The sequence below is a fragment of the Mycobacterium yunnanensis genome, assembly GCF_025823185.1.
Classification (GTDB): Bacteria; Actinomycetota; Actinomycetes; order Mycobacteriales; family Mycobacteriaceae; genus Mycobacterium; species Mycobacterium yunnanensis.
On the sequence record NZ_JACKVK010000001.1, the window covers coordinates 524,647 to 550,402 of the forward strand.

A 25,756-nucleotide genomic window follows, 5' to 3' on the forward strand; every position below is an offset into this window, starting at 1 on the left:
AACATCACTCGCAGCAATACATCGCCGTGGTGTTTGCCGCCCGGTCCACCGGGTCTCTTCGCGAGTGAGAAGCCCCGATGACCTTGGTGACTCTCGACGTCGTGTTCGTCCTTCCGCGACGGCTGCGTCAATTGGCCGTGACGTGTAGCAACCAACTAGCCGACGCGATGGAGGCCCACGGCGGCGCGGCCTTCCGGCTCGGCGCGAACTTTCCGGGCCAGTCCGACGGGCCGTGCGAGCCGCACGTGTCGATCTTCATGATGGCCGTGGAGGACGACGAAGTCGCCGAGGTCGGCGCCGCGTTGGCCGAGGCGCTCCGCACGTGCGGTCCCGTGACGGCTACGGCGACGGAGTACCGCCACAACCACGAGGGCGCCCCGGAGGTGTTCTTCGCGCTTGACGGCGACTTTCGGGCCGTACAGCGCGCCATCGTCGCCGCGGTGGAGCCGCTGCGCCGCGGCAGGCTCCGAGAGCGTGGGCCGGGCGGGGAACCTCTGGCGGCCATTCTCGACGATCCCCACCCGGACGATCCGGCGCGGGTGCGGCAGCTGCGGCGCTACGGCTTCGACGACGTCTCCGACGACGAGGACGATCGGTTCAACCCGCACGTCACCCTCACCTGGCCGCGAGACGAGACCAGTCGCACCGACCTGTTCGTCCTGCCGGCGGTCGAGGAGTTCAGCGGCGACCTCGACGAGGTGGCGCTCTACGGCATGAGCCCCAACGGCACCTGCACTACTCGCTACGGCGCGTGGACGCTGGCCGGGAGCCGAGTCCGGTGACGACCGACAGCCCGGAGCTGAAGCGCTCGCTGTGGGCGCTGGACGGGGTGAACTTCTTTCTCGCCGACGTGCAAGCCGGCCTCGGCCCCTTCCTCGGGGTGTACCTGATCAACAAGGAGACATGGAACCCCGCCAACATCGGATTGATCCTCACCCTGGGTGGGGCGGTGGGGTTGTTGCTCAACGCGCCGGCGGGCGCGCTCATCGACGCGAGTCGACACAAGCGCGCGCTCCTGGCCGGTGCGGCTGCCCTGACCTCGTTCGGCACGTTCATCGTGACGCTCAAGCCGACATTCGCCGTCGTCACCGCCGCCCAGCTCATCACCGGGGTGGCCGGTGTCGTCCTAGGCCCGGTGATCGCGGCGATCGCGCTGGGCATGGTCGGACCCAAGCGCTATGCCGCGCAGACCGGACGCATGCAGGCCTTCAACCACGCGGGCAACGTAATGGGTTCTGCCGTCGCCGGTTTGGCGGGGTACCTCATCAGCTTGAAGATGGGATTCTGGCTTGCCAGCCTCTTCGGCATCTTCGTCGTGCTCGCGACCCTGATGATCAAGGGACACTTGATCAACGACGACTTGGCGCGTGGCCTCAAGCCCAAGGAGGACGACGGGGACGACGAAAAGCCCTCGGGGTTCCGGATGCTGCTGCGCAACCGGCCGCTGCTGTTGCTGGCCGCGGTGGTCGGACTCTGGCAGCTGGGCAACGGCGCGATGCTCACCATCACGGGACAGAAACTGGCCGTCGGCAACTCCGGTGAAGGTGCGCTGTATCAAGCTGCCCTCATCATCGTGGCGCAGGTCGTGATGATCCCGATGGCCTTGCTCGTGTCCAAGCGCGGCGACCAGTGGGGCCGAAAGCCGTTGATGATCGCCGCTTTCGCGGTCCTGCCCATCCGCGGTCTGCTGTTCGTCGTGGCATCCAACCCCGGCGAGGTCATCGCGATCCAAGCGCTCGACGGCATCGGCGCTGGCTTGCAGGGCGCGCTGTTCGCCATCATGGTGGCCGACCTGACCCGTGGCAGTGGCCGCTTCAACGTCGCGTTCGGTGCCGCGACGATGGTGCAGGGCATCGGCGCCACGCTCAGCCCGGCCCTGGCCGGTGCGATCGACCAGGCGGCCGGCTACACCACTGCCATGCTCGCGCTGACCGGCATCGCCGTCGTCGCCCTCGTCCTCCTGATCGTCACCGTGCCCGAGACGCGCTCCTCGGTCGACGAGCCACCGAAGTCCAAGTCCGCCGAGGCGGAGCCTAGCCCGGTGGGGTAGCGACCCCGTGTTAGATGCGGTCGCCGAGGGTCGAATTGAGTTGTTCGTAGCGCTGCGGTGACCGGGCCTTGATGACGTAGGCACCGATGACGCCGATGGCGAGCGAGGCGAACAACATTGCAGTGAAGGTGAACTGGAGCCAGCCGCCACCACCGAGCAGCACGTCCATTCCGGTCACCGCGTACCAGAGGAACGGCATCAGTCCTGCGATGCCGAGCAGGGGTGCGATGAAGGTGTTCCACGGCCGCTTGTCGACCTTGGAGCGGCGGAAGAAGACGAAGATGGCGATGCTCGCGATCGTCTGCAGCAGGATGATCCCTGCAGCGCCGACACCGGTCCACCACGTGAACAAGGTGGTGTACGGATCGAGACCGAAGATGGCGAAGATCGCGACCACGACGGCGACCATGCCGATCTGGACGTAACACGCGATTGCGGGTGACTGGCGGGTCGGGTGGGTGGTGCCCAACCGTGACCAGATGACGCCTTGGCGCCCCAGCGAGTACAGGTAGCGGGCCACGTTGTTGTGGAAGGTGAGGATGGCCGCGAAGAGGCTGGTGATGACCAAGAGTTGGAAGGCTTCGGTTCCCGCCCGGCCGAGCACGGTGTCGCTCACCGCGAAGACCAGGTTGCCACCTTCACTGGCCGCGAGACCGGTGATGTCGTCGACGCCGACCGCGTTGACGATGAGGAAGGCGGTGACGGCGTAGAAGACGCCCATGAAGATCACCGACGCGTAGGTGGCCCGTGGCACGGTGCGCTTGGGGTCCTTGGCTTCCTCGCCGTAGATGGCAGTGCCCTCGAAACCGATGAAGGAGGCATGGGCGAACATGAGCGCGACGCCGATGGCCCCGGCGAAGACTGCCGACGGCGCAAAGGGTTCGAACGAGTAGTCACTGACCGGTGTCGGCGAGTTGGCCAGGATGCCGACGTTGAGGATCAGGATGATGGCCGTCTCGAGGGTCAACAAGACGGCCAGCACGCGGGCACCGGCATGGATCTGCCGGACGCCGAGGAACAGCGACGCGCCCATGGCGATGAAGGAGAACACCCACCAGGGCACGTTGGTGCCGGTATGGCGGGAGACGAATTCTGCTGCGTAGTAGCCGAACCCGCCGATGACGCCGAGCTGTATCGCGTTGTAGGCGAAGATCGCCAGTGACGCCGATCCGAGTCCCAGTGGTCGACCGAGGCCACGGGTGATGAAGGCGTAGAAGGCGCCGGCATTGGTGATGTGCTTGCTCATCGCCACGTAACCGACGGCGAAGATCGTCAACACCAGGGCGACGACGACGAACGCGCCGGCGATGCCGATGCCGTTTCCGGAGCCGATGATCACCGGGAAGAGCGCCACCACCACCGTCAACGGAGCGGCCGCGGCGACGACGAAGAAGACGATGCCGAGTACGCCGATCTGGTTGCGCGCCAAACCCGTCGAGCCATCGGGTGATTCCTTGACCGTGGCGAGATGTTGGGGTTCGTCTTGATGGAGCATGGCGGATCCTTTGCGGTTGAAGGTCAGCGGGTGGACTTGCTACGAGCGGCGAACTTGACGACCTTGCGCAGTGCGGGGCTGGTGGCGACGGTGTAGCCGAGTTTCTTGCCGCTCTTGGTGCTCATCACGGTTTCCATCGCCCGGTCCACGACACCTGCCCGCGGTGCGGGGCCGACGCGCACGGCGGTGGGTGCCGCGGTCCCGTCGAGGTCGGCGATGACGACCTTGGCGGCGTTGTGTCCGTTGGCTCCCATCACACCGCCGCCGGGGTGAGTGCCCGAGCCGCAGAGGTAGTAGTCGTCCACGGTCGTGCGGTAGTCGGCCAATTCGGGGGTGGGGCGGTTGTTGAACAGCTGATCGAAGAACATGGCGCCGTGAAAGATGTTGCCGCCGGTCAGGCCATAGTCGCGCTCGAGATCCTTGGGCGTGATGATGACCCGCTCGAGGATGTGTCCGCGCAGGTTCGGGGCGTAGCGGAACAGAACCTCCAGCACGCGATCGGCCCACTCGTCGCGGATGGTGTCCCAGTCGGTACCGGCCAATTCGAACGGAAGTTGCTGCACGCCAAGGGTCATGGTGTGCTTGCCCTTGGGCGCCAGGGTGTCGTCGTGGGTGGACTGGATGACGGCCTCGATGACGAAGTCGTCGGGAATTTCTCCGCGCCGCTCGGCCTCCCAGGCGCGCTCGAAGTTCTCTATGGAGGCACCCATGATCGCCTGTGCCTGATGCTGCGGACCGAATTCGCCGGCGGGAAAGCCGATGTAGTCGGGCAATTCGTCGATCAGGAGGTGGATGCGGGCCATCGAGCCGCGGGCGTCGTAGTCTTCCAGCTTCTCGGTCAGTTTGGCGTCGACGGCACCCTTGGGCAGCAGCTGCAGCATGGAGCGTTGCGGGTCGGCGTTGGAGATGACCGTGCGCGCGGAGATGATCTCGCCGGTGGCCAGCTTGACCCCGGTTGCCCGACCCCTCTCGACGACGACCTGTTCGACCGGCGAGTTGAGCCGGATCTGCGCGCCGTGCGCTTCGGCGCTGCGCGCCATGGCCTGGGTGATGCCGCCCATGCCGCCCTTGACGAAGCCCCACTGTCCGAGCGTGCCCTTGAATTCGCCGACGGAGTGGTGCCCGTAGACGTAGCCGGTGCCCGGCGTCGACGGGCCGCCCCAGACCGAGATCATGCCGAAGAAGGTGAAGAGGCCCTTGATGTGCTCGTTCTCGAAGTACCGGTCGAGCAGGTCCTTGGTGGACAGCAGCACCATCTCGTTGAACAGGTCTTCGGCCCCGGCAGCCTCGAATGCGGCCAGCACCTGCGAGCGACTCGGTGCCGGAGACAGCAGGAACGGCGTCAGGATGGAGGCGAACTTCTTCACCCGCAGGCCGAAGTCCAGGAACGCGGCGGCGTCGCGCTTGGAGAACTTCTCGATCTCCTTGAGCGTCTTGTCCATGTCCCTCCACACGAACAGGTGGCTGCCGTCGGGGAAGATGCTGACCTCGTTGGCTTCGGTCTGATACATCTCCAGGCCGTACCGCTCGAGTTCCAGGTCGGCGATGATCTCGGGACGCAGCAGGCTGGCGATGAAGGCGCACGACGACCACGTGGCGCCGGGGATCAGTTCCTCGCTGGTACACGCGCCGCCGACGACGTCGCGCGCCTCGACGACGAGAACCTTCTTGCCGGCACGAGCCAGGTATCCGGCGGTGATCAGACCGTTGTGCCCGGCGCCGATGACGATTGCATCGTAGGTGGTGGGATGGGTCATCGAAGCTCTCCAGGGATGAGGTGGGTGAAGTAGGTGCGAACGGTCGCGGGGTCGACGAGTTCGTCGAAGCCGTCGGTGACGGGCTTCATGGTGGGGTGGGTGTCCCGAAGCCGTTCCCACGCCGCCCAGTCGCTGACCTCCAGGACTTCCAGGATGTCGGCGGGGGAACCGTCGGGCGCCTCCTTGACGCGAAACGCCTCGAACCGTCGGACGACGTCGGGGTGGGCCAGGCACGTCGGTCGGTCGACCTCGGTGGAGAAGCGTTCGAATGCGGCCGGGTCGACGCCGGGCAGCATCGAGAACAGGTTGACCGCTACTACCGGGCGGCTGGTCGACGTCATCGTGAGGACTCCAAAGTGGTTGGGCGACTGCGGGTCAGGACTCGAGGTTGATCATGATGTGCTTGATCTCCGTGTACTCCTCCACGGAGTAGATCGACATGTCGTTGCCGTGGCCGGATTGCTTGAAGCCACCGTGCGGCATCTCCGAGACGATCGGCAGATGATCGTTGATCCAGACCGTGCCGAATTGCAGCTTGCGGGCCGCCCGCATCGCGCGGCCGACGTCGCGGGTGAACACCGATGCGGCCAAACCGTATTCGACGTCGTTGGCCCAGGCGAAGGCCTGTGCTTCGTCGCTGAACCGGGTCGTGGTGACCACCGGCCCGAAGACTTCCTTCTGCACGATCTCGGAGTCTTGGGCGGCGTCGACGACGAGTGAGGGCTTGTACCAGAAGCCGGGTCCGGTGCCGAGTCCGCCCACCGCGAGCTCGGCCGGTCCCGAGGACACCGCACGGTCGACGAAGCCGGCCACGCGGTCGCGTTGGCGTTCGGAGATCACCGGGCCCATGTCGGTCGACTCGAGCGCGGGGTCGCCCATGGCGATCTTCGACACGGCGCGGGTGAGTTCGGTGACGAAGTCGTCGTAGATGCCGTCGGCGACGTACACCCTGGAGGCGGCCATGCAGTCCTGCCCGGAGTTGCCGTAGCCGCCTTCGCAGATCTTGGTGATCGCCAGCTCGGCGTCGCAGTCGTCGAACACCAATACTGGTGCCTTGCCGCCCAATTCGAGGTGTAGGCGCTTGAGGTTGTCGGCGCCGGCGCGGGCGACGACCTTTCCGGTGTTGGTGTCCCCGGTGAGTGAGCTCATTCGTACCCTGGGGTGGGAGGTCAACGCGGCGCCGACGGTGTCGCCGTGGCCGGTGACGACGTTGAACACCCCGGGCGGGAACAGGTCTGCGGCAAGTTCGGCCAGCCGCAGCGTGGACAGCGGAGTCATTTCACTTGGCTTCAGTACCAACGTGTTGCCAGTCATCAGAGCCGGGCAGATCTTCCAAATCGCCATGACGAGCGGGAAGTTCCACGGGGCGACGCTGCCGACGACGCCGAGTGGGTCACGTCGGATGATGCTGGTGTGGGTGGGGGAGTACTCGCCGGCGGCCCGGCCCTCGAGAACGCGGGCGGCGCCGGCGAAGAAGCGCATGTTGTCCACGCCGAAGGGCACCTCTTCGCGAGCCACCGCGATGGGCTTGCCGACGTTCTGGGACTCCAACTGCGCGAATTCCTCGGCGTGAGACTCCAACCGGTCGGCCAGCTTCAGCAGCAACTCGGCCCGCTTGCCGGGGGTGGTCGCCGCCCAATCGTCGAAGGCCTCGTCGGCCGCCGCAACGGCGCGATCGACGTCGCTCGCATCGCCCAGGGGGACCGTGGCGATGCGCTCGTTGGTGGCGGGGTTGACGACCGCCTCGGTGGCGCCGCTCGCGGCAGACACATGCTCGCCCGCGATGTACATGAGATGGCCCTGTGCCATGTGAAGGTTCTCCAGACGTATGCCGTCGACCGCAGATGGTCGTTCATGTTCAAGTGTTGAACAGTTGACTTGTTGGACTTAAGCACAGGGTTCAGGTGTGCGCAAGGCGACGGTGGAATCCGGATCGCGAACGGTGGCCCCGCCCGACACGCCCGCCGGAGGCCGTCGTACCCGAAGGGTGGGGATGGAACGCCCGTCAGCCGGCGGTGCGACTGGCCAGGATCTTGCGCACCTCGTCGCGGTTCTCGGTGATGATCTCGGCGATCGTGGTTCGCGCCAACTCCGGATCGCGCGAGGTGAATGCCGCGACGATTCGCTGGTGCTCGTCCTCCAGCGCAGAGCCGCTCTCGTACTCGTGGTGATCCAGGGACAAGATGAGCAGGAAGTACCGGAGATCGGCCAGCAGTTCACCGTAGAACTTGTTCAACCTGGGGCTGTTCATCAATCCGACGATGGCACGGTGAATGTCCAGGTCCTTCTCCACGATGGTGCGCGGATCTTGGGTCAGCATCGCAACTTTCAGCGCATCCATCGCGTCGGTCAGGGGCGTCAGGTCGGTGTCGTACCCCACGGACGCCGCGGCCGCCGTCTCCAGGTGGAGCCTCGCTCGATAGATGTCGAGGACTTCCTCGTCGGAGGGGTTCCACACTGCCAATCCGCGGTTGAAGACGTACCGAACCAGCCCCGTTCCCTGGAGAAGCCGCACCGCTTCCCGGACCGTGTTGCGGGAGATGCCCAATTGCTCGGCGATGACGCTCTCCCTGATGCGCTCGCCCGGCTTGAGTTCTCCCTCGAGGATCATGTCCATCAAACCGTCGGCGATCTGCTGCGCACTGCTGCGCCCGACGATGTGAATGCGATCAGCCACGGACATGGCGCCAGCGTACAACTGCTCAACACTGCGCACCTGTAGGACGCCTCGACGGACCAGCGCCTGGACTCGGCTGCCCTATTGTCCTACAGTTGCGCTAAGTTGGCTCGCGAGTCCGGCTCGACCGGACGAGTGCCGACACGACCGCACGCACCGCTCGCCACGGCGTGTCCTCCGATCGCAACGAAGAGAGACCGGAATGCCGTACGCCACCCACCACCACTACACAGCGCGATGGCCGCTCTTCCGAAGGCGTCCACCGCAGGAGCCGACCCCGTGATCACCAACTCGGATCTACTCGAGCACATCGCGCGGGAGAGCGCGCTGGCGTCTGGTGCACCGGCGTTCCCCGACGAGCGGGTCGCCGTCGAACTGGACAGGCTCTACGGTCTCAGCGGTCAGCTGACCCGCATACCCACCGAGAAGGACGACACGTTCCGCCTCTCCACGGCCGGAGGGTCGTTCCTCGTCAAGATTGCCCCAGCGTCGGAGAGCGCGCAGATCGTCAACCTGCAATCCGCCGTCATGCTGCACCTGGAGGAGTCGACCGAGCCGATTCCGACCCAGCGCTTGATCCGCGGAGTACGTGGTCAGACCGAGTCCCCCGTCGTCGACGGCGACGGCAACGTGCGCATCCTGCGCGTTCTGAGCTACCTCGAGGGAAGTCTTCTCGCCACCGTGCAGCCGACATCCGCGCAGTTCGCCGGTGTGGGTGCGATGCTGGCCCGACTGGATCGCGCGCTGGGCGACTTCACCCACCCGGAGGACTCCCGTCTTCTGATTTGGGATCTCAAGAACTTCTCTCACATGAGACCGTTGATGGAATGGGTCACCGACCGCGACGACACGAGCATGGCCACGTGGATCTTCGACCAGTTCGACGCCCACGTCGCGTCCCGGATCAACGGCCTGGACGCCCAGATGATTCACGGCGACTTCAGCCCCTTCAACGTCGTCGTCGATCCGGCGTCCGAGGAGTTCGTCACGGGGATCATCGACTTCGGCGACGTCGTTCGCAGCCCGATCGTGTTCGAACTCAGTGTCGCGGTCGCCAACCAGATCGGCGCCGACGAGCGGCGGCCGTGGGCCAGTGCAGTGGAGATCGTGCGCGGTTACCGGCAGGAGCGTCCCGTGGCAGCCGATGAGGTGGCACTGCTGGCCATCACCGGACCCGCCCGATTACTCCTGCGGGCGTTGATCTTCGGCTGGCGCGCCGCGCTGCATCCCGACAGTCGCGACTACGGACTGTCGCATTCTGCTCTCGACTGGAAGCGGCTGCGGTGCGCGATGTCGGTAGCCACCCCGACCGTCCACGCCATGCTCGAGTCCACCGGCACACCAGCCTCACCGACAGGAAGGGAATGACCGTGACCGCGTCCCTCAACCCCAAGGCTCCCGCACCCAGGGCATCCGAGCCGATGGTGAACGGGTTCGATCCGTCACGCATCGAGGAATTGCCGCCGCGCGCACGCCAACAGGTCGGCGACCGGCAACGGCTTCTCGGGCCCGGATATCGACTGTTCTACGACGACCCCGTCGAAATCGTCCGCGGCGCAGGCACGTTGCTCTACGACGCCGACGGCAACGACTACCTCGACGTGTACAACAACGTCACGAGCGTCGGTCATTGCCACCCCTACGTCGTCGACGCGGTACACCGGCAACTCTCCACGCTGAACACCAACACCCGCTACATTCAGCAGTCGATCCTCAGCTACAGCGAACAATTCCTGGGCACCATGCCCGCCGAGCTCGGGCACGTCATGTTCACCTGCACGGGTTCGGAAGCCAACGATCTCGCCATGCGAGTGGCCCGGTACTACACCGGCAACCACGGCGTCATCGTGACCTCCGGCGCTTACCACGGCCTCACGGCCGACGTGTCGGCCTTCTCACCGTCCCTCGGTGTCGGCGTCCCGCTCGGTCCGCACGTCCGCACGATCAGTGCTCCCGATCGCCTGCGGCACGGCGGCGACGACGGCGTGGTCGAGGCCATGCGGCGCGAAATACGAGACGCCGTCGCCGACCTGCAGCGCCACGGCTTCGGGGTCGCGGCGTTCATCGCCGACATGATCTTCTCCTCCGACGGCATCTTCGCCGACCCGGTGGGCTTCCTCCAGCCGATCATCGACGAGGTCCACGACGCAGGCGGTCTGTTCATCGCCGACGAGGTGCAACCAGGGTTTGGGCGTACCGGCCAACATTGGTGGGGCTTTCAACGTCACGGGCTGGTTCCCGACATCATGACCACCGGCAAGCCGATGGGCAACGGCATACCCATCGCCGCCGCCGCCTTCCGGCCCGAACTGCTCACCGAGTTCGGCCGCAACATCAGGTACTTCAACACCTTTGGCGGCAACTCGGTGTCCATCGCCGCCGCCCAGGCCGTACTGGACGTGATCAACGACGAGGGCCTGATCGCCAACGCCGAGAAGGTCGGCAACTACATCATGTCCGAGATCTCGACGCTCACCGCCGACTACGAACAGATCGCCGAAGTGCGTGGCGCGGGGTTGTTCGTCGGCGTGGACATCGTGGCCGACCGTGAGTCCAACACCCCCGACGGGGAGTCGACCATGCGCGTGGTCAACAACATGCGACGCCGACGCGTGCTGATCTCAGCGTCCGGGCCACGGGGCAGCGTCCTCAAGGTCCGCCCGCCGCTGCCGTTCTCGATCGGCGACGCGGATCGCATGCTGGAGAACCTGGCCGTCGTCCTAGCCGAAGAACTTCATTGAGCGGAGACGTCGCAGAATTGCTCGCCGGCAGCGGGGTCGACGTCGACGTCAGCAGCAGGCGGCTCGCCGAGTACAGCTACGACGCGTCGAACTACCGCGTCGCGCCGCTGGCCGTTGCGTTTCCGCGCCACGCCGAGGACGTCAGCCGCCTCGTCGCGACGTGTCGACGAGCCGGTGTGCCCGTCGTCGCGCGCGGGGGTGGAACGTCGATGGCCGGCAACGCGATTGGTCGAGGTGTCGTCATCGACACCTCACGCCACATGAACTCGATCGTGTCCATCGACGCGGCCAGCCGGACTGCCGTCGTCGAGCCGGGGGTCGTGCTGTCCCAGCTCACGGACGCGGTCGAACGGCACACCGGTAACCGCCTCACCTTCGCACCGGACCCGTCGAGCAAGAACCGCGCCACGATCGGAGGATCGATAGGCAACGACGCGTGCGGCAACCACTCCGTTCGCTACGGCCGCACCGGCGACCACGTGGTGTCCCTCGACGTGGTGCTCGCCGACGGAACACGACTGACCGCCACCCGCACCGCGCTGCGTGCCACCGACTCCGACGACGTGGCCGCAGTCGAGCGGGCCAGTCAGCTGACCGCCGACCTCAAGGCCCTCGCCACCGGGTACATGGCTCAGTTCCGTCTCGAGTTGGGCCGCATTCCGCGGCAGGTGTCGGGCTTTCACTTGGCAAACCTGCTGCCGGAGAACGGTTTCGACGTCGCCCGCGCACTCGTCGGCAGCGAGGGAACGTGCGCCATCGTGGTGGGCGCCACCATGCAGTTGGTGGACGTGCCGTCGTCGGCGCTGCTGCTCATCGTGGCCTACGACGACGTGGTGGATGCCGCGCGCGACGTGACGACCATCCTGAAGTACTCCCCGGCCGCGATCGAGGGCATCGACGAACAGATCGTGGCGACCATGAGGGCTCGTCGCGGTCCGGACTCGGTGTCCGAACTGCCGGCTGGGCGGGCATGGCTCTACGTCGACCTCGACGGGGAGGACGACGTCGCCGTCGAGGCGCAGTCGAGGAAGCTCCAGGGCGAGCTTCGGGCTCTTGGGCGAGCGCTGGACTGCCGCGAGGTGCGCGATCCCGTCGAGCGCAGGAAGTTGTGGCGCGTTCGGGAGGACGGGGCGGGGCTGTCATCCCGGCTGGAGTTGCCCGACGGGTCGAGCGTCACGTCGTGGCCGGGTTGGGAGGACTCCGCGGTCGCCCCGGAAGATCTCGCCGACTACCTCGCCGACTTCCGGTCATTGCTCGAACGGCACGGTCTCATCGGGGTGATGTACGGCCACTTCGGCGCCGGGTGCATGCACATCCGCATCACCTTCGACCAACGGACTCCGGAGGGCCGGCAGGTGATGTCGGACTTCCTCACCGCTGCCGCTCGTCTCGTGGTCCGCCACGGCGGCACGCTGTCCGGAGAACACGGCGACGGACGGGCCCGCTCCGAGCTCCTGCCCGAGATGTACTCGCCGACCATCATGGAGGCCTTCTCGGCCTTCAAGCGTCTCTTCGACCCGACCAACGTCCTCAACCCCGGCATGATCGTCGACCCCGAACCGGTCACGAACTCGTTGGCGCTGGCGGACATTCCCGCGTTGCCGTGGCAGACGACCTTCGTTCTGCACGACGCGAACGGGTCGGGGAGCGGAGGGTTCGCCGAGGCCGTCCAGAGCTGCATCGGCGTCGGACGGTGCCGCTCGCACGGCAGCGGTGTCATGTGCCCCAGTTACCGGGCCACCGGCGACGAGAAGGACTCCACGCGCGGGCGTGCCCGTGTTCTCCAAGACATGGTGCGCGGCGCAACGAGCGCCGAGGAGGGGTGGGCGTCGCAGGACGTGCGCGAGGCACTCGATCTGTGCCTGTCGTGCAAGGCATGCTCGTCGGACTGCCCGACCGGCGTCGACATGGCGACCTACAAGGCCGAGTTCCTCGACCACCACTACCGCGGGCGGCTGCGTCCCGTGGCGCACTATTCGCTGGGCTGGTTGCCGCGATGGCTGGCGGTGACGTCGCGGATGGCCCCTCTCGTCAACGCCGTGTTGGCCAGTCCAATGCGCCCGGTGGGACTTCGCCTGGGCGGCTTGACCACCGAGCGACCGCTGCCGAGCTTCGCCTCCCGGCGCCAACTTCGACGCGAGCTGGCACCTCATCGCAATGGGGATGGCGACGTCGTCCTCGTGGTGGACTCCTTCACGAAGGGCTTCCGGCCCGACGTGGCCGGGGCGGCCCTGCGGGTCGTGGCGGACGCCGGGCACCGTGCCGACGTGCGTACCGACGTCTGTTGCGGTCTGACGTGGATCTCCACCGGACAGCTCCATCAAGCCAGAAAGCGACTGCGTCGCACCGCCGCATCGCTCGACGACGGGTCCGACCGCGTGATCGTCGTCCCCGAGCCGAGTTGCGCTGCAGCTCTGCGCAAGGACCTACCCGAACTCGTCGACTCGCCCGCCGCGCATCGTGTGGCGCGACGGGTCCAGAGCTTCGCCGAATACGTCAGCGCTCGACGCGACGCCGGCTGGACACCGAGTGCGGCGCTGCCGACGTCGGTGACCGTACAAACCCACTGTCACGAATACGCCGTCTTCGGAGCCGCCACCCAGGTGCGCGCGTTGAAGGCCGTCGGAATCGACGACGTCCACGAAGCCACCGGATGTTGCGGCGTCGCAGGCAACTTCGGTTTCGAGCGGCAACACTTCGACGTCAGCATGGCCGTCGCCGAGCAGGCGCTCGCGCCGGCGTTGAGGGCACGTCCGGATGCCGTCGTCCTCACCGACGGGTTCAGCTGCCACATGCAGGCCCGGCAACTCACCGAGAATCCTTCGCCGAGTGCCTCGCGGCATCTCGCGCAGATCCTCGATCCGCTCGAACGACAGGAGTAGACACCCATGACCGCACCGACCACCACCGTCGAGTCGACGTCGTCTCGCCCGGCCGTCGCCTCGATTCCGACGGGGCTGCTGATTGACGGGCAATGGAGGGACGCCGTCGGCGGACGAGTGTTCGACGTCGAGAACCCGGCGACGGGCGAGGTGCTGGCCGCCGTCGCCGACGCCGATCCGGCCGACGGAGACGCCGCGCTGGCGGCTGCGGTACGGGCACAGGCGTCGTGGGCGGGTACCTCGCCGCGGTATCGCAGCGAGATCTTGCGTCGCGCTTACGATTTGGTGATGTCCCGCCAGGATTGGCTGGCCGAGGTGATGACCCTCGAGATGGGCAAACCGCTCGCCGAGGCGAAGGGTGAAGTCGCCTACGCGGCCGAGTTCTTGCGGTGGTTCTCCGAGGAGGCGGTACGAATCTCCGGTGACCACACCACCACGGGGGACGGCGCGAACCGCATCATCGTGACCCGCGGACCGGTCGGCCCGTGCGTGCTCATCACGCCATGGAACTTTCCCCTGGCCATGGGCACGCGCAAGATCGCTCCCGCGGTCGCCGCCGGCTGCACGATGGTGCTCAAGCCGGCCCCCCAAACTCCGCTGAGTTCCCTGGCTTTGGCCGGGATTCTGCAGGAGGCCGGCCTGCCCGACGGTGTGCTCAACGTCGTCAACACCACGGACGCGGCAACGGTGGTAGAGCGGTGGATGAGCAGCGGCAAGGCCAGAAAGGTGAGCTTCACCGGCTCCACCGGGGTGGGCAAGCTGCTGTTGCGGCGGGCCGCCGACACGGTGATGCGGTCCTCGATGGAACTGGGTGGGAACGCCCCGTTCATCGTCTGTGCGGACGCCGACGTCGACGTCGCGGTGGACGGTGCGATGGCCGCGAAGATGCGCAACATGGGGGAGGCGTGCACCGCGGCCAACCGCATGTACGTTCACCGCGACGTCGCCGCGACGTTCTCCGAACGGCTGGCCGCGCGGATGGCGGCGTTGACGGTGGGCAACGGACTCGACGACGGCACCGAGGTGGGGCCGTTGATCGACTCGGCGGGCCGAGCGAAGGTGCAGCGACTCGTCGACGACGCGTTGGCGCGCGGCGCGACCGCGCTGACCGGTGGTCGGCTGCCCGAGGGACCGGGCTACTTCTATCCACCGACCGTCCTGGCCGACGTCTCCGCCGACTCCGACCTGATGACCACCGAGGTGTTCGGACCCGTGGCCCCGGTCATCCCCTTCGACGACGAGGACGACGTCGTCGACCGCGCGAACGACACCGACTGGGGTCTGGTGGGATACGTGTTCACGCAGGACGTCGACCGCGCCTTCGACTTGAGCGAGCGACTCGAGGTGGGCATGGTGGGCGTCAACACCGGAGTGGTGTCCAACCCGGCCGCTCCGTTCGGTGGGGTGAAGCAGTCCGGTTTGGGGCGCGAAGGCGGCAAGGTCGGCATCGACGAGTTCCTGGAGTACAAGTACCTGGCGGTTCCTCGACGCCGAGGCCGATGAGACCGTCGCTCCCGGCGGTGCGGTCGTGAACGTCGGGGACGAGCCGACGATCACGCAGTGGACGGAGACGTCGTACGCGGGGGTCCTGTCCGAGCTGCGTGCCAGTCCCCGGCAGTCGGGGGTGATGCTCGTCGGCGTCGACGGTCGCAGCGGGTCCGGCAAGTCGACGTTCGCGACCAACCTGGCACGTGCCGGCGCACGCATCGCCGTCGTCCATACCGACGACATCGCTTGGCACCACTCGTTCTTCGACTGGCATGACCTCCTCGTCGACGGGGTGCTGGCGCCGCTGAGACGCGACGGGCCACCGGTCGCGTTCAGGCCACCGGCGTGGGACGCTCGCGGTCGGCCGGGCGCCGTCGAGGTACCGGCCGGCACGGACGTACTCGTCGTCGAGGGTGTCGGCGCATGTCGCGAGCGACTGCGTCACTGGTTCGACGCCACGGTGTGGGTCCAGTCCGACCCCGATCTCGCCTATCGCCGGGTCCTCGCTCGCGGTGACGATTCGGTCGAGTTCGTCGACGACTGGACGGCGCAGGAGGTGCCCTTCCTGGCGCACGAACGCCCCTGGGCGCGCGCGACGATGGTCGTATCCGGGGAATTGCGGGGTGCTGGCGGGGGAGAAGTACTACTCGCGCGCGGCGCGGCATCGTTACACCTGGGGTGAGGGCTCGCGAAGCCCACCGTCGGACTCTTGCACGACTGAATTACCCTTTGAGCTGCCACGCCCCCATAGCCCAATTGGCAGAGGCAGCGGACTTAAAATCCGCCAAGTGTCGGTTCGAGTCCGACTGGGGGCACCGAATAGGGCCTGTTAGATCGGTTTTCGTCTCAAAATCTTTCCCTCTGCAGCCCTTTCACCCCGGCGTCACCCCGGCGGGCGGCGGGATCGCGGCGGCGGAGTCGCTTCCGTAGCTAACTCGGTCGAAGCTGCGCGGACAGCGTTCCTGGTGGCGGAAGATTCGACCTATGGACAGCAATGTGGACCCGTCAGTACAGAGGCTCATCGACCTTACTTATGGCTCGTTCGGCGTTCTCGCTGGAGTCATATTTTTTGTGTGGTTGTTGATAGCGCTGCTCGCTGCTGCGGTCGCACCTAACGACCGGCCCTGGTCATTCTTTTGGTGCACGTTTCTTCTACTCGGGCCAATCGGCGTCGCGCTTGCGCTTGTCGCACCCGCAAGGCCGCAATACGTCAATCACGTCACCGATTAGCACCCGTCACGCCGCCACGCGTTACCTCTGGTGCCCTTTCGCAGTCTGTTGAGACTGTCTATGGAGTTTTTCGGCTCATATACCTTCGCGGTCTTACAGCTTTCGGCGGGTACGCACTTCATGCAGGTCTCGAAATGGCTGGGGCACAGCACGTTCACGCTAACCCTCGACACGTAAGGCGACTACATTCCCGAGCAGGACGGCGGCGCACTGAACACGCTGCCCGAACCACCCGCGCCGGTTCAGCGGACTGCGGTCAGCAACGTGGTACGCCTGTTTGGGCCAGCCTAAGGGATCATCCATTAAGTCCAGAGCTTCCGGACGTTGTATCCGATCATCTGCGTACGGTGGCTATCGCAGATGACGCTCATCGGTGTTCTGTTGTTCGCGGCGCGGTTAAGCAACGCGCCGAGAAGTAATAGAGCGCCACTATCACCGAGCAGTTCTACCTCGCTCGTGTCGTACTCAAAGTTGGGTGCATGCTTCAGGCTGTTGTAGGTGTCCCAGAACGTGTCAGCCCACTTGTCCAGGTCGCCTACAAAATTTGTGAAGGCAGGCCCAACGTGACGGCCGATCGCCATCGGCAGAGGTTCAAAGGACTTCTTCGTTCGCTTTCGGGGTTTGGCCCACGCCCGTCCTAGCTGCTGGTTGACCTTTGTCCAGTACTCGAGCCCCAGGGCCACTTCTAAGAGGCGCGTTTCAACCCCACTCGCTCCGAAGCGGTGTTCGTTCGTAATCGGGCCGGTCGCTCGCGGATAGTCGTGATCAAGCCGAATCCAATTCCTTACACCTCTAGCGCCGCCGATCGTGTCGAGGGAGAACATTGGAACCTTCGTCATCGCAGGCTTTGTGCTCCCTGGCGGTAGAGTCATGAGCCGTGAGTTCCACATCTGCGGAGTGGTTCGCGGTTGACCGTCCTCACGGCACTTGAACTCGACTGTGCCATGTTCCGCTGGCACAAATCCCTCATAGGCGAGGTTGATTAGGTCCTGGACTGCGATCAGCGCCGGTAGGTGTTGACGCCAGGATCGTGGTCTGTCGCTTACTGTTCCGACGACCAGCGGCGTACTCAAGACGCGCTTATCATCCGGGCCCTGCACCGACCACGTGGTGTCGAGGGTCAGTTTTAAACCACGTCGAATGTCAATCTCGAGTGGCTCATGGTCGAGAGTGGATGCGGTGAATTTGTTCGGTCGGCCGTCGTCGCCGTGTCGAATCTGTTCAGACATCCCCCATAGTCCGGACCATTGGGTGACTTCCGAGATCCAAAGTTCAACTTCAGTGAAGTCGGTATCTTTCAGGACGGAGAATGGAACATCAACAACAACACCGCGCGTGCGTACGGTCTGCGTCGATGCGCGTTGCCCCATAACATTTGATTGCCCGACACCTGCAAGGTCGAAGAACATTGCCCTTGTGCTTGCGGTAAGGCCGTAGACCGCCTCGGGGCGCGGGAGCCTCTGGTTAGGGTTTCTGAACCCACTATTGAATTCCCGAGTGCGAAGAGTTCCGACGTGAAAGATGCTGTCGTTGACCACCCTCACGTAGCCGTCGGCAGCCTTGTCAAGGTCGTACACGTCGGTCGATTCGGTCCAGAAATGTCCGAGCGTGCCATCCATAGTTTCGCGTAGTGGATCCCCCATAGCCGAATCGTTGCATCAGGGCCTAGGGCGTCAATCGCGACACGCCGCCTCGGCTTGCTAGCTAATGCACGCCGACCAGGTCTCACCCGGCGACCGGGGGCGAATCTAGGGCGAATCGAGCCCGAACCGCAGGCGTACCCGAGAACGTCGAAATAGGATGTTGCGCAACCAAAGTGATCGCTTCGACGGTTCGTTTCCCGAGGTCGCGAAAACCCGGTCGCCCCTTCTTAAAATCCGCCAAGTGTCGGTTCGAGTCCGACTGGGGGCACCGCACTTTGAACAGGCAAGAAGGCCGCCCGTCGCTCGTCGACGTGCGGGCCGGGTGCTAGCGAACCGCCGAGCAGCGGATTTCACCACGGCCTCCCAGGACCAACGAACGGTCCCGGCTTTCACCCGTCAGGCCCAAGCACCGCGTCCTCCCCGGTTGGCAAACTGACGCAAGGCCGACCAGGGGAAGGAAGGCAACGGTGATGGCCCAGCCGCGCACGGACACCGCGTCATGAGCAACGACGACGAAAAGTCGAGCGACGGAGGCAGTCCGACGTCGGAGGGCAATCTCGAGCTCTTCTTCGATCTGGTCTTCACCTACGCCATGTCGCAGGTGACCCAGCTGGTCCTTCACGATCCGTCGACGACGGGTTTCGGGCGGGGAGCGCTCGCCCTGCTCGCGGTGTGGTGGGCGTGGGTCGGCTACACCTGGCTGATCAACACCTTCGATACCGCCAACGTGTGGCACGAGGTGATGGTCATCGCTGCGATGGCGGCGATGCTCGTCGCCGCGACGGCATTGCCGACGGCGTTCACCTCCGGTGCGTCGCTCTTCGCAATTGCCCTCCTGGCCGTGCGGTTGATTCACGCGGTGATGTTCGTCGCGCACTCGTCGAACGAGGACTCCGAGTTGCGGCGAAGCGTGTGGCGGATCGTGCCGGCCTTCGTCGTCGCACCCGCCTGCATCGTGGCGGCCGCCTTCGTCGACTCGCCCGGACGCGAGCTGCTGTGGGTTGCCGCGGCGCTGATCGACTACGGCGCACCGGCTGTGCTGGGGCTCGGTGGATTTCGCGTCTCGCCGTCCTACTTCGTGTCACGCCACGGCTCGATCATCATCATCGCGCTGGGAGAGGCCGTCGTCGAACTGGGCTCCGGTGCCAACGATTTGCACCGTCCCGAGGTGATCGCCGCGCTGATTCTGGGCGTGCTGATCAACGCAACGTTCTGGTGGACGTACTTCGGCTTGAGCAGCGGTGCCCAGAAGCGGCTGGAACAGGCGACCGGGACGGAACGCGCCCAACTGGCCCGCGACGCCTACAGCTATCTGCATCTACCGATGGTCGCCGGCATCGTGCTGTTCGCCGTGGGGGCTCACGGCGCCGTCGCGCACGTCACCGCGCCCGTGTCCGTGCCGTCGGCCGTCGCCCTTGCCGGGGGAATGGGGATGTTCTATCTCGCCGACGTCGCCTACCGGTGGCGGGACCACCGACAGATCCCCGTGGACCGCACCGCGACGGGGTTGGCCGCCGCGGCGTCCTTGCCGGTGCTGATGCACGTCCCCGGTCTCGCGGCGCTGGCCTTGCTCACCGCCCTAGGGGCCGTTCGACTGGCCTGGGAGTTGTGGCGTCGTCCGCGGATCGGCACTGGCGTGGCGGGCCAGGTGCGCTGAGGAGTAACCGGAAGGACGAAAGGGCAACCGCCACTTGGGTTGTCAGCCGGAGGCGATCGGTATCAGCGCCAGGAGACGCGGGACGACCGACGCCAACGAGCCCGCCAGGGCCAGCAGTCGGCGGAACAGGGCGTCCTGGTTCTCCACGGCGTTGTTGCCGATGATCAAGGTGCCCGCGACATGGATCGGGTTCATCACCATCAGCGCCGCGGGCACGCACACTGCGGCGGTCACCCAGAAGACGACGTCGGTGTGGCCGAATGCGCCGAACGCGATGGGCGTCACCAGCCCGAGCGCGCCGAGGGTCGAACTCTCGATGTTGCACAGCAGCGCCGTCAGGTAGGCGATGACCAGGATCAGAGGCTGATATGCGCGGACATCGGCACGAGGAAGGCGATCACCGCGGTGGAGAAGGCGCCCGCCGTCGACAGCGCACCGGCGATGAGGAAACCGGCCCACGGCAGCAGGGCGCGACGGTCGCCGACGCACCCCAGCATCAGCAAGCGTTGACGCACCGTCCAGAACGACGAAAAACGGCCGTGCCCAAGGCACGGCCGTCTCTCGTCGCTAGCTAGGTGGTGTGACTATCCCCGGTTGAAGAGGTTGCCAATCCCGTTCAGGAAGCCGTTGCCGGCCTGGCCGAGCTGGGTGATGGCGTTGGTGCCTGCGGTGCCGACCTGAACCTGTCCGTTCCCGACGGCGGTGCCGGTCTGCGAGATGGCGTTGGTGCCGGCGGTGCCACCCTGGATCTGCCCGTTGGAGATCGCGGTGCCGGTCTGCGAGATGGCGTTGGTGCCCGCGGTGCCGAGCTGGATCTGGGCGTTGGAGATCGCCGTGCCGAGGTTGTCCAGGAAGCTGGTGCCCGCGTTGCCGACCGGCGTGGTGACGGCGGCCGAGGTGCTGCCCGGGCTGAACTTGCTGCCATTGCTCGTCACGGTGTTCTGGGTGTTGTCTGCCGATGCGGCACCTGCGCCCGCCAGAGCCAAGCCGGTGGCGATTGCTGCGGTTCCGCCGGCCACTGCAACGCCCGACATGATCCTGCGTCCGATGGTTCCACTCATGAGAACTTCTCCCTTTCAGCAACGGTGTTGTTGTGTAGGAAGAAGTTACCACTGCATTCGGCAATCAAACATATTGGTCGATAAAAACTTTTGGTCTCTTTTGAGTCGCGGCTAGGTCTGGGCGTTTGCTGCTAGCGAACTGTCGGACGCGACAGCGGCCAAAATGCACGTGCGTGCGAATCGTGTAAACACCTCCGTGCGGCAGGCGTGCGATTCATTCCCATTCAGATTACCCCGTAAGCCCAGCTAGAGGCCGTTTTTTGTAGATCGACGTCTTTCGTGGCGACTCGCCACCTTCTTGTTCGAGCGAAGGATCGCCGATCCGCGCGGCCAGTCCGTCCCCGGACGGCGCCAGCCGTAGCGGAGCCGGGTTTGCCGTCGGATATGCCGTGAATGGTCATGAGCCATTGTTCCCGCCTTATTATTTGACGTACTCGTAACGTTGCCATCGGTTGCCACCAGCAAACGATTCTTAGACGCACCGTGATTCGAAAGCTCGCCGTCGCCGCATGACGCGGAGTGTCACCCCCGATGGATGCAGGAGGGACGACGCGATGTCGGCGGGAGGTGCGGCGGTGCCAACTGAACGACGAATCCGGTCGGAAGGCCGGGGTGTCGGCGGGGTTCGCCGGGTGCGCGTCCGCTCGACTGTCGCCAGCCCCTCCACCGGCGAGCCGCTCGTTCGCCGCGAATCCCGACGACTACCTACACTCCGAGAGTGCGCATGCCTCGCCGGATCGCAGAGTTCAACAAGCGGGTCACCAACCCGACGGCTCGCGCAATCACACCGTGGCTTCCCTATCTCGGGACGCTCGAGCACGTCGGACGGAAGTCGGGGAAGCGTTACCGAACGCCCCTCCTAGTGTTCGAGACCGCCGATGGCTATGCCTTCCTCATCGGCTACGGCCGAGAGACGGACTGGGTGAAGAACGTTCTGGCCGGCGGCCCGGCGGTACTGCACAGGCGTGGACGGGCAGTCACGCTCGTCGACCCACGGGTCATGAGCAAGGCTGAGGCCGCGGCTCTCGTCGTACCGCGTGCCCGGCTGCTCTACCGAGCGTTTCCCTACGACGAGGCAGCGGTCGTGCTGACGAGCGCAGGCTTGGCGGGCTGACTCCCGACCAAGCCCGGCCGGGTCATCCCGTCCGCTCGCACTGCTTCCAGAAACTGGTGAACGACGCATAGGACTTCTCCGGCACCCTGGGGAACATCCGCGGCATCTCGTCGGCATGGCCTCGCCAGTGCGGCACCGACGGGTGAGCCATGAAGGTCACGTCGTCCCCGAGACTTAGGTCGTCGAACTCGGCAACCACCACTTGGGCGCCAGGAATCTCCCGCGCGCAGCGCACTAGATAGTCAGTCACCATCGGCGAGACCGGGAAGCGCGCGAACCAACTCGGCTCCAGCAGGACGACGCGGTTGGCGTCGACGTCCGAGCGCCACGCCGCGTTCAGCCAGAACGAGTGGTACAGCAGCGTCGGCTTGGCCGGGTCGACCGCCACCGCGTCGCTCGGCGGCGGCGACCACGACAGGTCGAGGTCGGCACGCTCGGTGAGGACGTCGGGCACCGCCATGTCGGCGAGCACGCCGTACCCGTGGTCGACGATGGTGCCGTGCTGCCTCAACGGTGAGTACTTGTTGATGTTCTGTTGGGCCGGCACGTACTTCTTGTGGCTGTTGGTGCCCGCCACCCATTGCCAGGACAGGCTGTTGCTGGCGGGGTCGCCGTCGAGCAGGTGGTAGTACAACCACTGCGCGGGCTCCCACCAATGGGTGCGCCCAAGGTTGCATGTCAAGCCCGCCAACCACATTCGTTCGTGGTTGTGCATGTAGCCGGTGTCGTAGAGACCTCGCACGGCGGCGTCGAGTGCGTCGACCCCGATCTCGGCGTCGAGCACGGCACGCGGCATCCGCCGCGAGCTCACGGGGTGCTGCGGGCGCTTGACGTCGCCGAAGATGCGGTCACCGAGGAACGTCCACTCCCGCTGCCAGTACTCACGCCACGCGAGCTCGAAGACGAACTTGTAGGCCTGGCTGGGCGTGTGTCGCTCGAGGATGATGTCGCGCACCTCGGGCAAGGTCACCAACCCGCGGGTGAGATACGGCGAGATCTGCGTGCCGCCGTCGGTGAAGTTGCGCGTCCTGGCGTACTTCCCGGCGTCGATTCCCGATACCTGGTCCAGCACGTCTTGGCGAGACACCGCAAACGACTCCACCTCGTCGAGGGTAGCCACGGGGTCGGACACGCCACGCCGACGAGGCGAGTGCAAGGATGTCCACCCATGACCACACGCGAACCCGATCTGGTTGACGGCGTGCCTCGCGGGCGGATCGTCGTCGCATCGATGGTGGGCACCACCATCGAGTTCTACGACTTCTATGCCTACGCCACCGCGGCCGTCGTGGTCTTCCCGCACCTCTTCTTCCCCAAGGGCGACCCGACGACGGCACTGCTCGCATCGCTGGCGACCTTCGGCCTGGCCTTCGTGGCCCGTCCCCTCGGGTCGATCTTGTTCGGACACTTCGGTGATCGGATCGGACGCAAGACCACGTTGGTGGCCTCGCTGCTGGTGATGGGCATCGCGACCTTCCTCATCGGCGTGCTGCCCACCTATCACCAAGTGGGGCTGCTCGCCCCGGCGTTGCTCGCGATCATGCGATTCAGTCAGGGCCTGGCACTGGGTGGCGAATGGAGCGGCGCGGCCCTGCTGGCCACCGAGACGGCCAAACCCGGCAAGCGCGCGTGGGCGGCGATGTGGCCCCAGCTTGGCGCCCCGTTCGGCTTCCTGCTGGCCAACGGCGTGTTCCTCATCCTGGTGCTGTGGCTGGGCTTCAACACCGCCAGCCCCGACCTGGACGGCGCATTCCTCACGTGGGGCTGGCGCATTCCCTTCCTGCTCAGCGCGGTCATGGTGGCGATCGGGCTGTACGTGCGGCTGCGACTGACCGAGACGCCGGTGTTCGCCCGCGCGATCGCCCGCGGCGAGCGGGTGCGTGCACCGTTGGCCGAGGTGTTCCGCAACCACTGGCGTCAACTGATCATCGGCACGTTCGTCATGCTGGCCACCTACACGTTGTTCTACGTCGTCACCACCTGGGCGCTGAGCTTCGGCACCGGCAAGAAGACCCCCACCGGTGGGGGTTTGGGTATTCCCTACCTAGAATTCCTTCAACTGCAGTTGATCTCGGTGCTCTTCTTCGCCGCGATGTTGCCCGTCACCGGACTGCTGGCCGACAAGTTCGGCCGGCGGGTGACGCTGCTGGTGATCACCGTCGCGATCATGGTCTACGGCACCACGTTCGGACTGCTGCTCGACCCGGCGTCGGCGACGACCACCTCGACCCTGGTGTTCCTGATCGTCGGCATGACGTTGATGGGGCTCACGTTCGGGCCGATGAGTGCCGTGCTGCCCGAACTGTTTCCGACCAACGTGCGGTACACCGGATCCGGTATCGCCTACAACGTCGCCAGCATCTTGGGCGCGGCGATCGCACCGTTCGTCGCGACGTGGCTGGCCACCTCCTACGGCGTGGCGTGGGTTGGCGTCTACTTGCTCTGCGCGGCGGTGCTGACCGGTATCGCCCTGTTGGTGATGCGCGAGACGCGCGACGCCTCGCTCGACGACATCGAGCAACTCGTTCCCTGACGATCGCCTGTCGTCTAGTGTCCGTGCGGACCACTCGCAGAGGATCGGAACGTCGATGACGGCAGAGAACGCGGCCAGCTTCGCTGCTGCATCCCAGAAGCGGGCGGGCTGGCGCTCTCGCCTGGCGATCTCGATCGCAGCGGCAGGGCTGATGATCCAACTCGCCGTGCCCGGGGTGGCTGCGGCCGATCCTCTGCCCAGCTGTTCTGATCAGGGCTGGCTCGGCGTGTGGGCAGCCGCTCCGTCGGATGCGTCTGCCGGCGACGACGACTTCGACCGGTACGACATGTCGATGAACCCGAAGTCGGTGGTGCGGGACGAAACCATCCGCGCGATCCTCACGCCGACGTTCGACGGCAGCACCGCGCGGGTCCGGCTCTCCAACCGATTCGGTAGCGTCCCAGTGACATTCGCGCAGGCGGCCATAGCGCGCCGGGCATCCGGGCCCGCGCTGGTTCCGGACACCACCGCGCCGCTGACCTTCGCCGGCGACCGCAGCGTCACCGTGGCGCCCGAACACGATGTCCTAAGCGACCCCGTTCAATTCACGGTTCAGGCCTTCGAACCGCTGGCCGTGAGCCTGTACGTGGCGGGCGACGTCGGCAAGGCGACTGAGCACGCCGTCGCGCGGCAGACGTCCTACCTCACCGCCGAGGGCGCCGGCGACCACACTGCCGACGCCGACGGGTCCGCGTTCACCCAGCGCACCACCAGCCGCCCGTTCGTCAGCGGTCTCGAGGTGCAGGCGCCGCTCTCCGACGGTGCCGTGGCCGCAGTCGGCGACTCCATCACCGACGGCTACCAGGCGGTTCCGGCAGGGGCGCCGGAGGCTGCGGAGGGCATCGACGCCGACGGGCGCTGGCCAGACGACCTCGCCCGGCGGCTGGCCGCAGCGGGCCGTCCGCTGTCGGTGCTCAACCTTGGCATCGCAGGCAACCGCGTCCTGCAAGATTCGACGGTTGGCGGTCAGCCGGATATCCAGGGACCTGCCCTGATTCGGCGTCTCGACGCAGATGTGCTGGCCCAGTCGGGCGTGACGACGGTGATCTGGCTAGAGGGAATCAACGACTTGCTGATGCCCCCCAACGCCACCGTCGACCAGTTGACCGGCGGGTATCGCGACGTCATCGACCGCCTGCATTCTCGTGGACTGCGGGTACTGCAGGGCACGCTGACTCCGGCTGGTGGCAGCGCTGCGCCGCCAAACAGCGACGCCGTGCGTCAGGAGGTCAACGACTGGATCCGGCAGCAGAGCCCGGCGGACGGGGTGGTCGACTTCGAGGCCGCCGTCCGCGACCCCGCTGACCCGTCCCGGATCAATCCGGCCTACGACGGCTCAGACCATCTGCACTTTAACCTCGCCGGTTACCGGGCGATGGCCGACGCCGTTCCGCTCGACATGCTTGCCGACCGCGCTTGCTCCTGAGG

Annotated in this window: 20 protein-coding genes, 1 tRNA gene and 2 pseudogenes; 13 read left to right on the plus strand and 10 right to left on the minus strand. The window is 65.9% G+C overall.

What is annotated here, in order from left to right; translation table 11 throughout:
- The first annotated feature begins 77 nt into the window (after nt 1-77).
- Both H7K45_RS02700 and H7K45_RS02705 read left to right on the plus strand, forming a co-directional pair.
- On the plus strand, nt 78-782 hold the full coding sequence (locus H7K45_RS02700) for a hypothetical protein (RefSeq protein WP_263994188.1): 705 nt from the start codon (nt 78-80) through the stop codon (nt 780-782).
- Nucleotides 779-2,050 carry an MFS transporter gene (locus tag H7K45_RS02705; protein ID WP_263994189.1) on the plus strand — a complete coding sequence of 424 codons (1,272 nt, stop codon included), beginning with the start codon at nt 779-781 and terminating at the stop codon, nt 2,048-2,050. The genes H7K45_RS02700 and H7K45_RS02705 overlap by 4 nt, the downstream gene beginning before the upstream one ends.
- A 10-nt stretch (nt 2,051-2,060) precedes the next feature.
- Here H7K45_RS02705 and H7K45_RS02710 read toward each other — a convergent pair whose 3' ends face one another.
- The 5 genes from H7K45_RS02710 to H7K45_RS02730 all read right to left on the minus strand — a co-directional run bounded on the left by H7K45_RS02710 (nt 2,061) and on the right by H7K45_RS02730 (nt 7,985).
- Complete coding sequence (locus tag H7K45_RS02710) at nt 2,061-3,545, minus strand: APC family permease (protein WP_263994190.1); 1,485 nt, start codon at nt 3,543-3,545, stop codon at nt 2,061-2,063.
- 23 nt (nt 3,546-3,568) lie between these two features.
- Nucleotides 3,569-5,302: a phytoene desaturase family protein gene (locus H7K45_RS02715; RefSeq protein WP_263994191.1), complete on the minus strand. Its 1,734-nt coding sequence runs from the start codon at nt 5,300-5,302 to the stop codon at nt 3,569-3,571.
- Entirely contained in the window at nt 5,299-5,643 is a 345-nt protein-coding gene (locus tag H7K45_RS02720) for a RedY/HapK family protein (protein WP_263994192.1), read from the minus strand. Before H7K45_RS02720 ends, H7K45_RS02715 begins: the two co-directional genes overlap by 4 nt.
- A gap of 34 nt (nt 5,644-5,677) precedes the next feature.
- A complete protein-coding gene (locus tag H7K45_RS02725; protein WP_263994193.1) occupies nt 5,678-7,111 on the minus strand; it encodes a gamma-aminobutyraldehyde dehydrogenase in 1,434 nt (477 codons plus the stop codon).
- A gap of 196 nt (nt 7,112-7,307) precedes the next feature.
- On the minus strand, nt 7,308-7,985 hold the full coding sequence (locus H7K45_RS02730; RefSeq protein ID WP_263994194.1) for a GntR family transcriptional regulator: 678 nt from the start codon (nt 7,983-7,985) through the stop codon (nt 7,308-7,310).
- 231 nt (nt 7,986-8,216) lie between these two features.
- On the opposite strand from H7K45_RS02730, the gene H7K45_RS02735 reads away from it, so the two are divergent.
- The 7 genes and pseudogenes from H7K45_RS02735 to H7K45_RS02765 form a co-directional block, all read left to right on the plus strand.
- Nucleotides 8,217-9,347 (plus strand): phosphotransferase, encoded by a 1,131-nt coding sequence (locus H7K45_RS02735; protein WP_263994195.1) that lies wholly within the window; start codon nt 8,217-8,219, stop codon nt 9,345-9,347.
- Nucleotides 9,348-9,400: 53 nt separating this feature from the next.
- Nucleotides 9,401-10,720 carry an aspartate aminotransferase family protein gene (locus tag H7K45_RS02740; RefSeq protein ID WP_276069477.1) on the plus strand — a complete coding sequence of 440 codons (1,320 nt, stop codon included), beginning with the start codon at nt 9,401-9,403 and terminating at the stop codon, nt 10,718-10,720.
- On the plus strand, nt 10,717-13,602 hold the full coding sequence (locus H7K45_RS02745) for an FAD-binding and (Fe-S)-binding domain-containing protein (protein WP_263994197.1): 2,886 nt from the start codon (nt 10,717-10,719) through the stop codon (nt 13,600-13,602). The genes H7K45_RS02740 and H7K45_RS02745 overlap by 4 nt, the downstream gene beginning before the upstream one ends.
- A 6-nt stretch (nt 13,603-13,608) precedes the next feature.
- Nucleotides 13,609-15,105, plus strand: coding sequence for an NAD-dependent succinate-semialdehyde dehydrogenase (locus H7K45_RS02750; RefSeq protein ID WP_263994198.1), 1,497 nt, complete (start codon nt 13,609-13,611; stop codon nt 15,103-15,105).
- A 25-nt stretch (nt 15,106-15,130) separates the two neighbouring features.
- The gene (locus H7K45_RS02755; RefSeq protein ID WP_263994199.1) at nt 15,131-15,772 is read left to right on the plus strand and encodes a uridine kinase family protein; all 642 of its coding nucleotides are present in this window, start codon (nt 15,131-15,133) and stop codon (nt 15,770-15,772) included.
- 59 nt (nt 15,773-15,831) lie between these two features.
- Nucleotides 15,832-15,905: transfer RNA gene (locus tag H7K45_RS02760), tRNA-Leu, on the plus strand.
- Nucleotides 15,906-16,398: 493 nt separating this feature from the next.
- Nucleotides 16,399-16,611, plus strand: a pseudogene (locus H7K45_RS02765) (tyrosine-type recombinase/integrase); the annotation flags it as partial.
- An 11-nt stretch (nt 16,612-16,622) separates the two neighbouring features.
- Here the strand turns inward: H7K45_RS02765 and H7K45_RS02770 are convergent.
- Complete coding sequence (locus tag H7K45_RS02770) at nt 16,623-17,939, minus strand: ApeA N-terminal domain 1-containing protein (RefSeq protein WP_263994200.1); 1,317 nt, start codon at nt 17,937-17,939, stop codon at nt 16,623-16,625.
- A gap of 523 nt (nt 17,940-18,462) precedes the next feature.
- Between H7K45_RS02770 and H7K45_RS02775 the strand changes: the two genes are divergently transcribed.
- Complete coding sequence (locus tag H7K45_RS02775; protein ID WP_263994201.1) at nt 18,463-19,620, plus strand: low temperature requirement protein A; 1,158 nt, start codon at nt 18,463-18,465, stop codon at nt 19,618-19,620.
- A 42-nt stretch (nt 19,621-19,662) separates the two neighbouring features.
- Here H7K45_RS02775 and H7K45_RS02780 read toward each other — a convergent pair.
- From H7K45_RS02780 to H7K45_RS02790, 3 genes and pseudogenes are all read right to left on the minus strand, one after another.
- A pseudogene (locus tag H7K45_RS02780) lies at nt 19,663-19,980 on the minus strand (SLC13 family permease); the annotation flags it as partial.
- Nucleotides 19,977-20,135 carry a hypothetical protein gene (locus H7K45_RS02785; protein WP_263994256.1) on the minus strand — a complete coding sequence of 53 codons (159 nt, stop codon included), beginning with the start codon at nt 20,133-20,135 and terminating at the stop codon, nt 19,977-19,979. The gene H7K45_RS02785 and the pseudogene H7K45_RS02780, both read right to left, overlap by 4 nt.
- Nucleotides 20,136-20,204: 69 nt before the next feature.
- Nucleotides 20,205-20,681 (minus strand): hypothetical protein, encoded by a 477-nt coding sequence (locus H7K45_RS02790; protein WP_263994202.1) that lies wholly within the window; start codon nt 20,679-20,681, stop codon nt 20,205-20,207.
- Between the two features lie 718 nt (nt 20,682-21,399).
- On the opposite strand from H7K45_RS02790, the gene H7K45_RS02795 reads away from it, so the two are divergent.
- Complete coding sequence (locus H7K45_RS02795; protein ID WP_263994203.1) at nt 21,400-21,795, plus strand: nitroreductase family deazaflavin-dependent oxidoreductase; 396 nt, start codon at nt 21,400-21,402, stop codon at nt 21,793-21,795.
- A gap of 22 nt (nt 21,796-21,817) precedes the next feature.
- Here the strand turns inward: H7K45_RS02795 and H7K45_RS02800 are convergent, their stop codons facing one another.
- A complete protein-coding gene (locus tag H7K45_RS02800; RefSeq protein WP_263994204.1) occupies nt 21,818-22,897 on the minus strand; it encodes an FAD-binding domain-containing protein in 1,080 nt (359 codons plus the stop codon).
- Between the two features lie 66 nt (nt 22,898-22,963).
- On the opposite strand from H7K45_RS02800, the gene H7K45_RS02805 reads away from it, so the two are divergent.
- Together H7K45_RS02805 and H7K45_RS02810 are read left to right on the plus strand one after the other, a co-directional pair.
- Nucleotides 22,964-24,328 (plus strand): MFS transporter, encoded by a 1,365-nt coding sequence (locus tag H7K45_RS02805; RefSeq protein ID WP_263994205.1) that lies wholly within the window; start codon nt 22,964-22,966, stop codon nt 24,326-24,328.
- Nucleotides 24,329-24,383: 55 nt separating this feature from the next.
- Nucleotides 24,384-25,754 carry an SGNH/GDSL hydrolase family protein gene (locus H7K45_RS02810; RefSeq protein ID WP_263994206.1) on the plus strand — a complete coding sequence of 457 codons (1,371 nt, stop codon included), beginning with the start codon at nt 24,384-24,386 and terminating at the stop codon, nt 25,752-25,754.
- The last annotated feature ends 2 nt before the right edge of the window (nt 25,755-25,756 follow it).

Bases quoted from the DNA above. Each gene is read 5' to 3' on its own strand.
- H7K45_RS02700 (WP_263994188.1), top strand. From the start codon at position 78: ATGACCTTGGTGACTCTCGACGTCGTGTTCGTCCTTCCGCGACGGCTG.
- H7K45_RS02710 (WP_263994190.1), bottom strand. From the start codon at position 3,545: ATGCTCCATCAAGACGAACCCCAACATCTCGCCACGGTCAAGGAATCA.
- H7K45_RS02715 (WP_263994191.1), bottom strand. From the start codon at position 5,302: ATGACCCATCCCACCACCTACGATGCAATCGTCATCGGCGCCGGGCAC.
- H7K45_RS02720 (WP_263994192.1), bottom strand. From the start codon at position 5,643: ATGACGTCGACCAGCCGCCCGGTAGTAGCGGTCAACCTGTTCTCGATG.
- H7K45_RS02725 (WP_263994193.1), bottom strand. From the start codon at position 7,111: ATGGCACAGGGCCATCTCATGTACATCGCGGGCGAGCATGTGTCTGCC.
- H7K45_RS02730 (WP_263994194.1), bottom strand. From the start codon at position 7,985: ATGTCCGTGGCTGATCGCATTCACATCGTCGGGCGCAGCAGTGCGCAG.
- H7K45_RS02735 (WP_263994195.1), top strand. From the start codon at position 8,217: ATGGCCGCTCTTCCGAAGGCGTCCACCGCAGGAGCCGACCCCGTGATC.
- H7K45_RS02740 (WP_276069477.1), top strand. From the start codon at position 9,401: ATGGTGAACGGGTTCGATCCGTCACGCATCGAGGAATTGCCGCCGCGC.
- H7K45_RS02750 (WP_263994198.1), top strand. From the start codon at position 13,609: ATGACCGCACCGACCACCACCGTCGAGTCGACGTCGTCTCGCCCGGCC.
- H7K45_RS02770 (WP_263994200.1), bottom strand. From the start codon at position 17,939: ATGGATGGCACGCTCGGACATTTCTGGACCGAATCGACCGACGTGTAC.
- H7K45_RS02775 (WP_263994201.1), top strand. From the start codon at position 18,463: ATGAGCAACGACGACGAAAAGTCGAGCGACGGAGGCAGTCCGACGTCG.
- H7K45_RS02790 (WP_263994202.1), bottom strand. From the start codon at position 20,681: ATGAGTGGAACCATCGGACGCAGGATCATGTCGGGCGTTGCAGTGGCC.
- H7K45_RS02805 (WP_263994205.1), top strand. From the start codon at position 22,964: ATGACCACACGCGAACCCGATCTGGTTGACGGCGTGCCTCGCGGGCGG.
- H7K45_RS02810 (WP_263994206.1), top strand. From the start codon at position 24,384: ATGACGGCAGAGAACGCGGCCAGCTTCGCTGCTGCATCCCAGAAGCGG.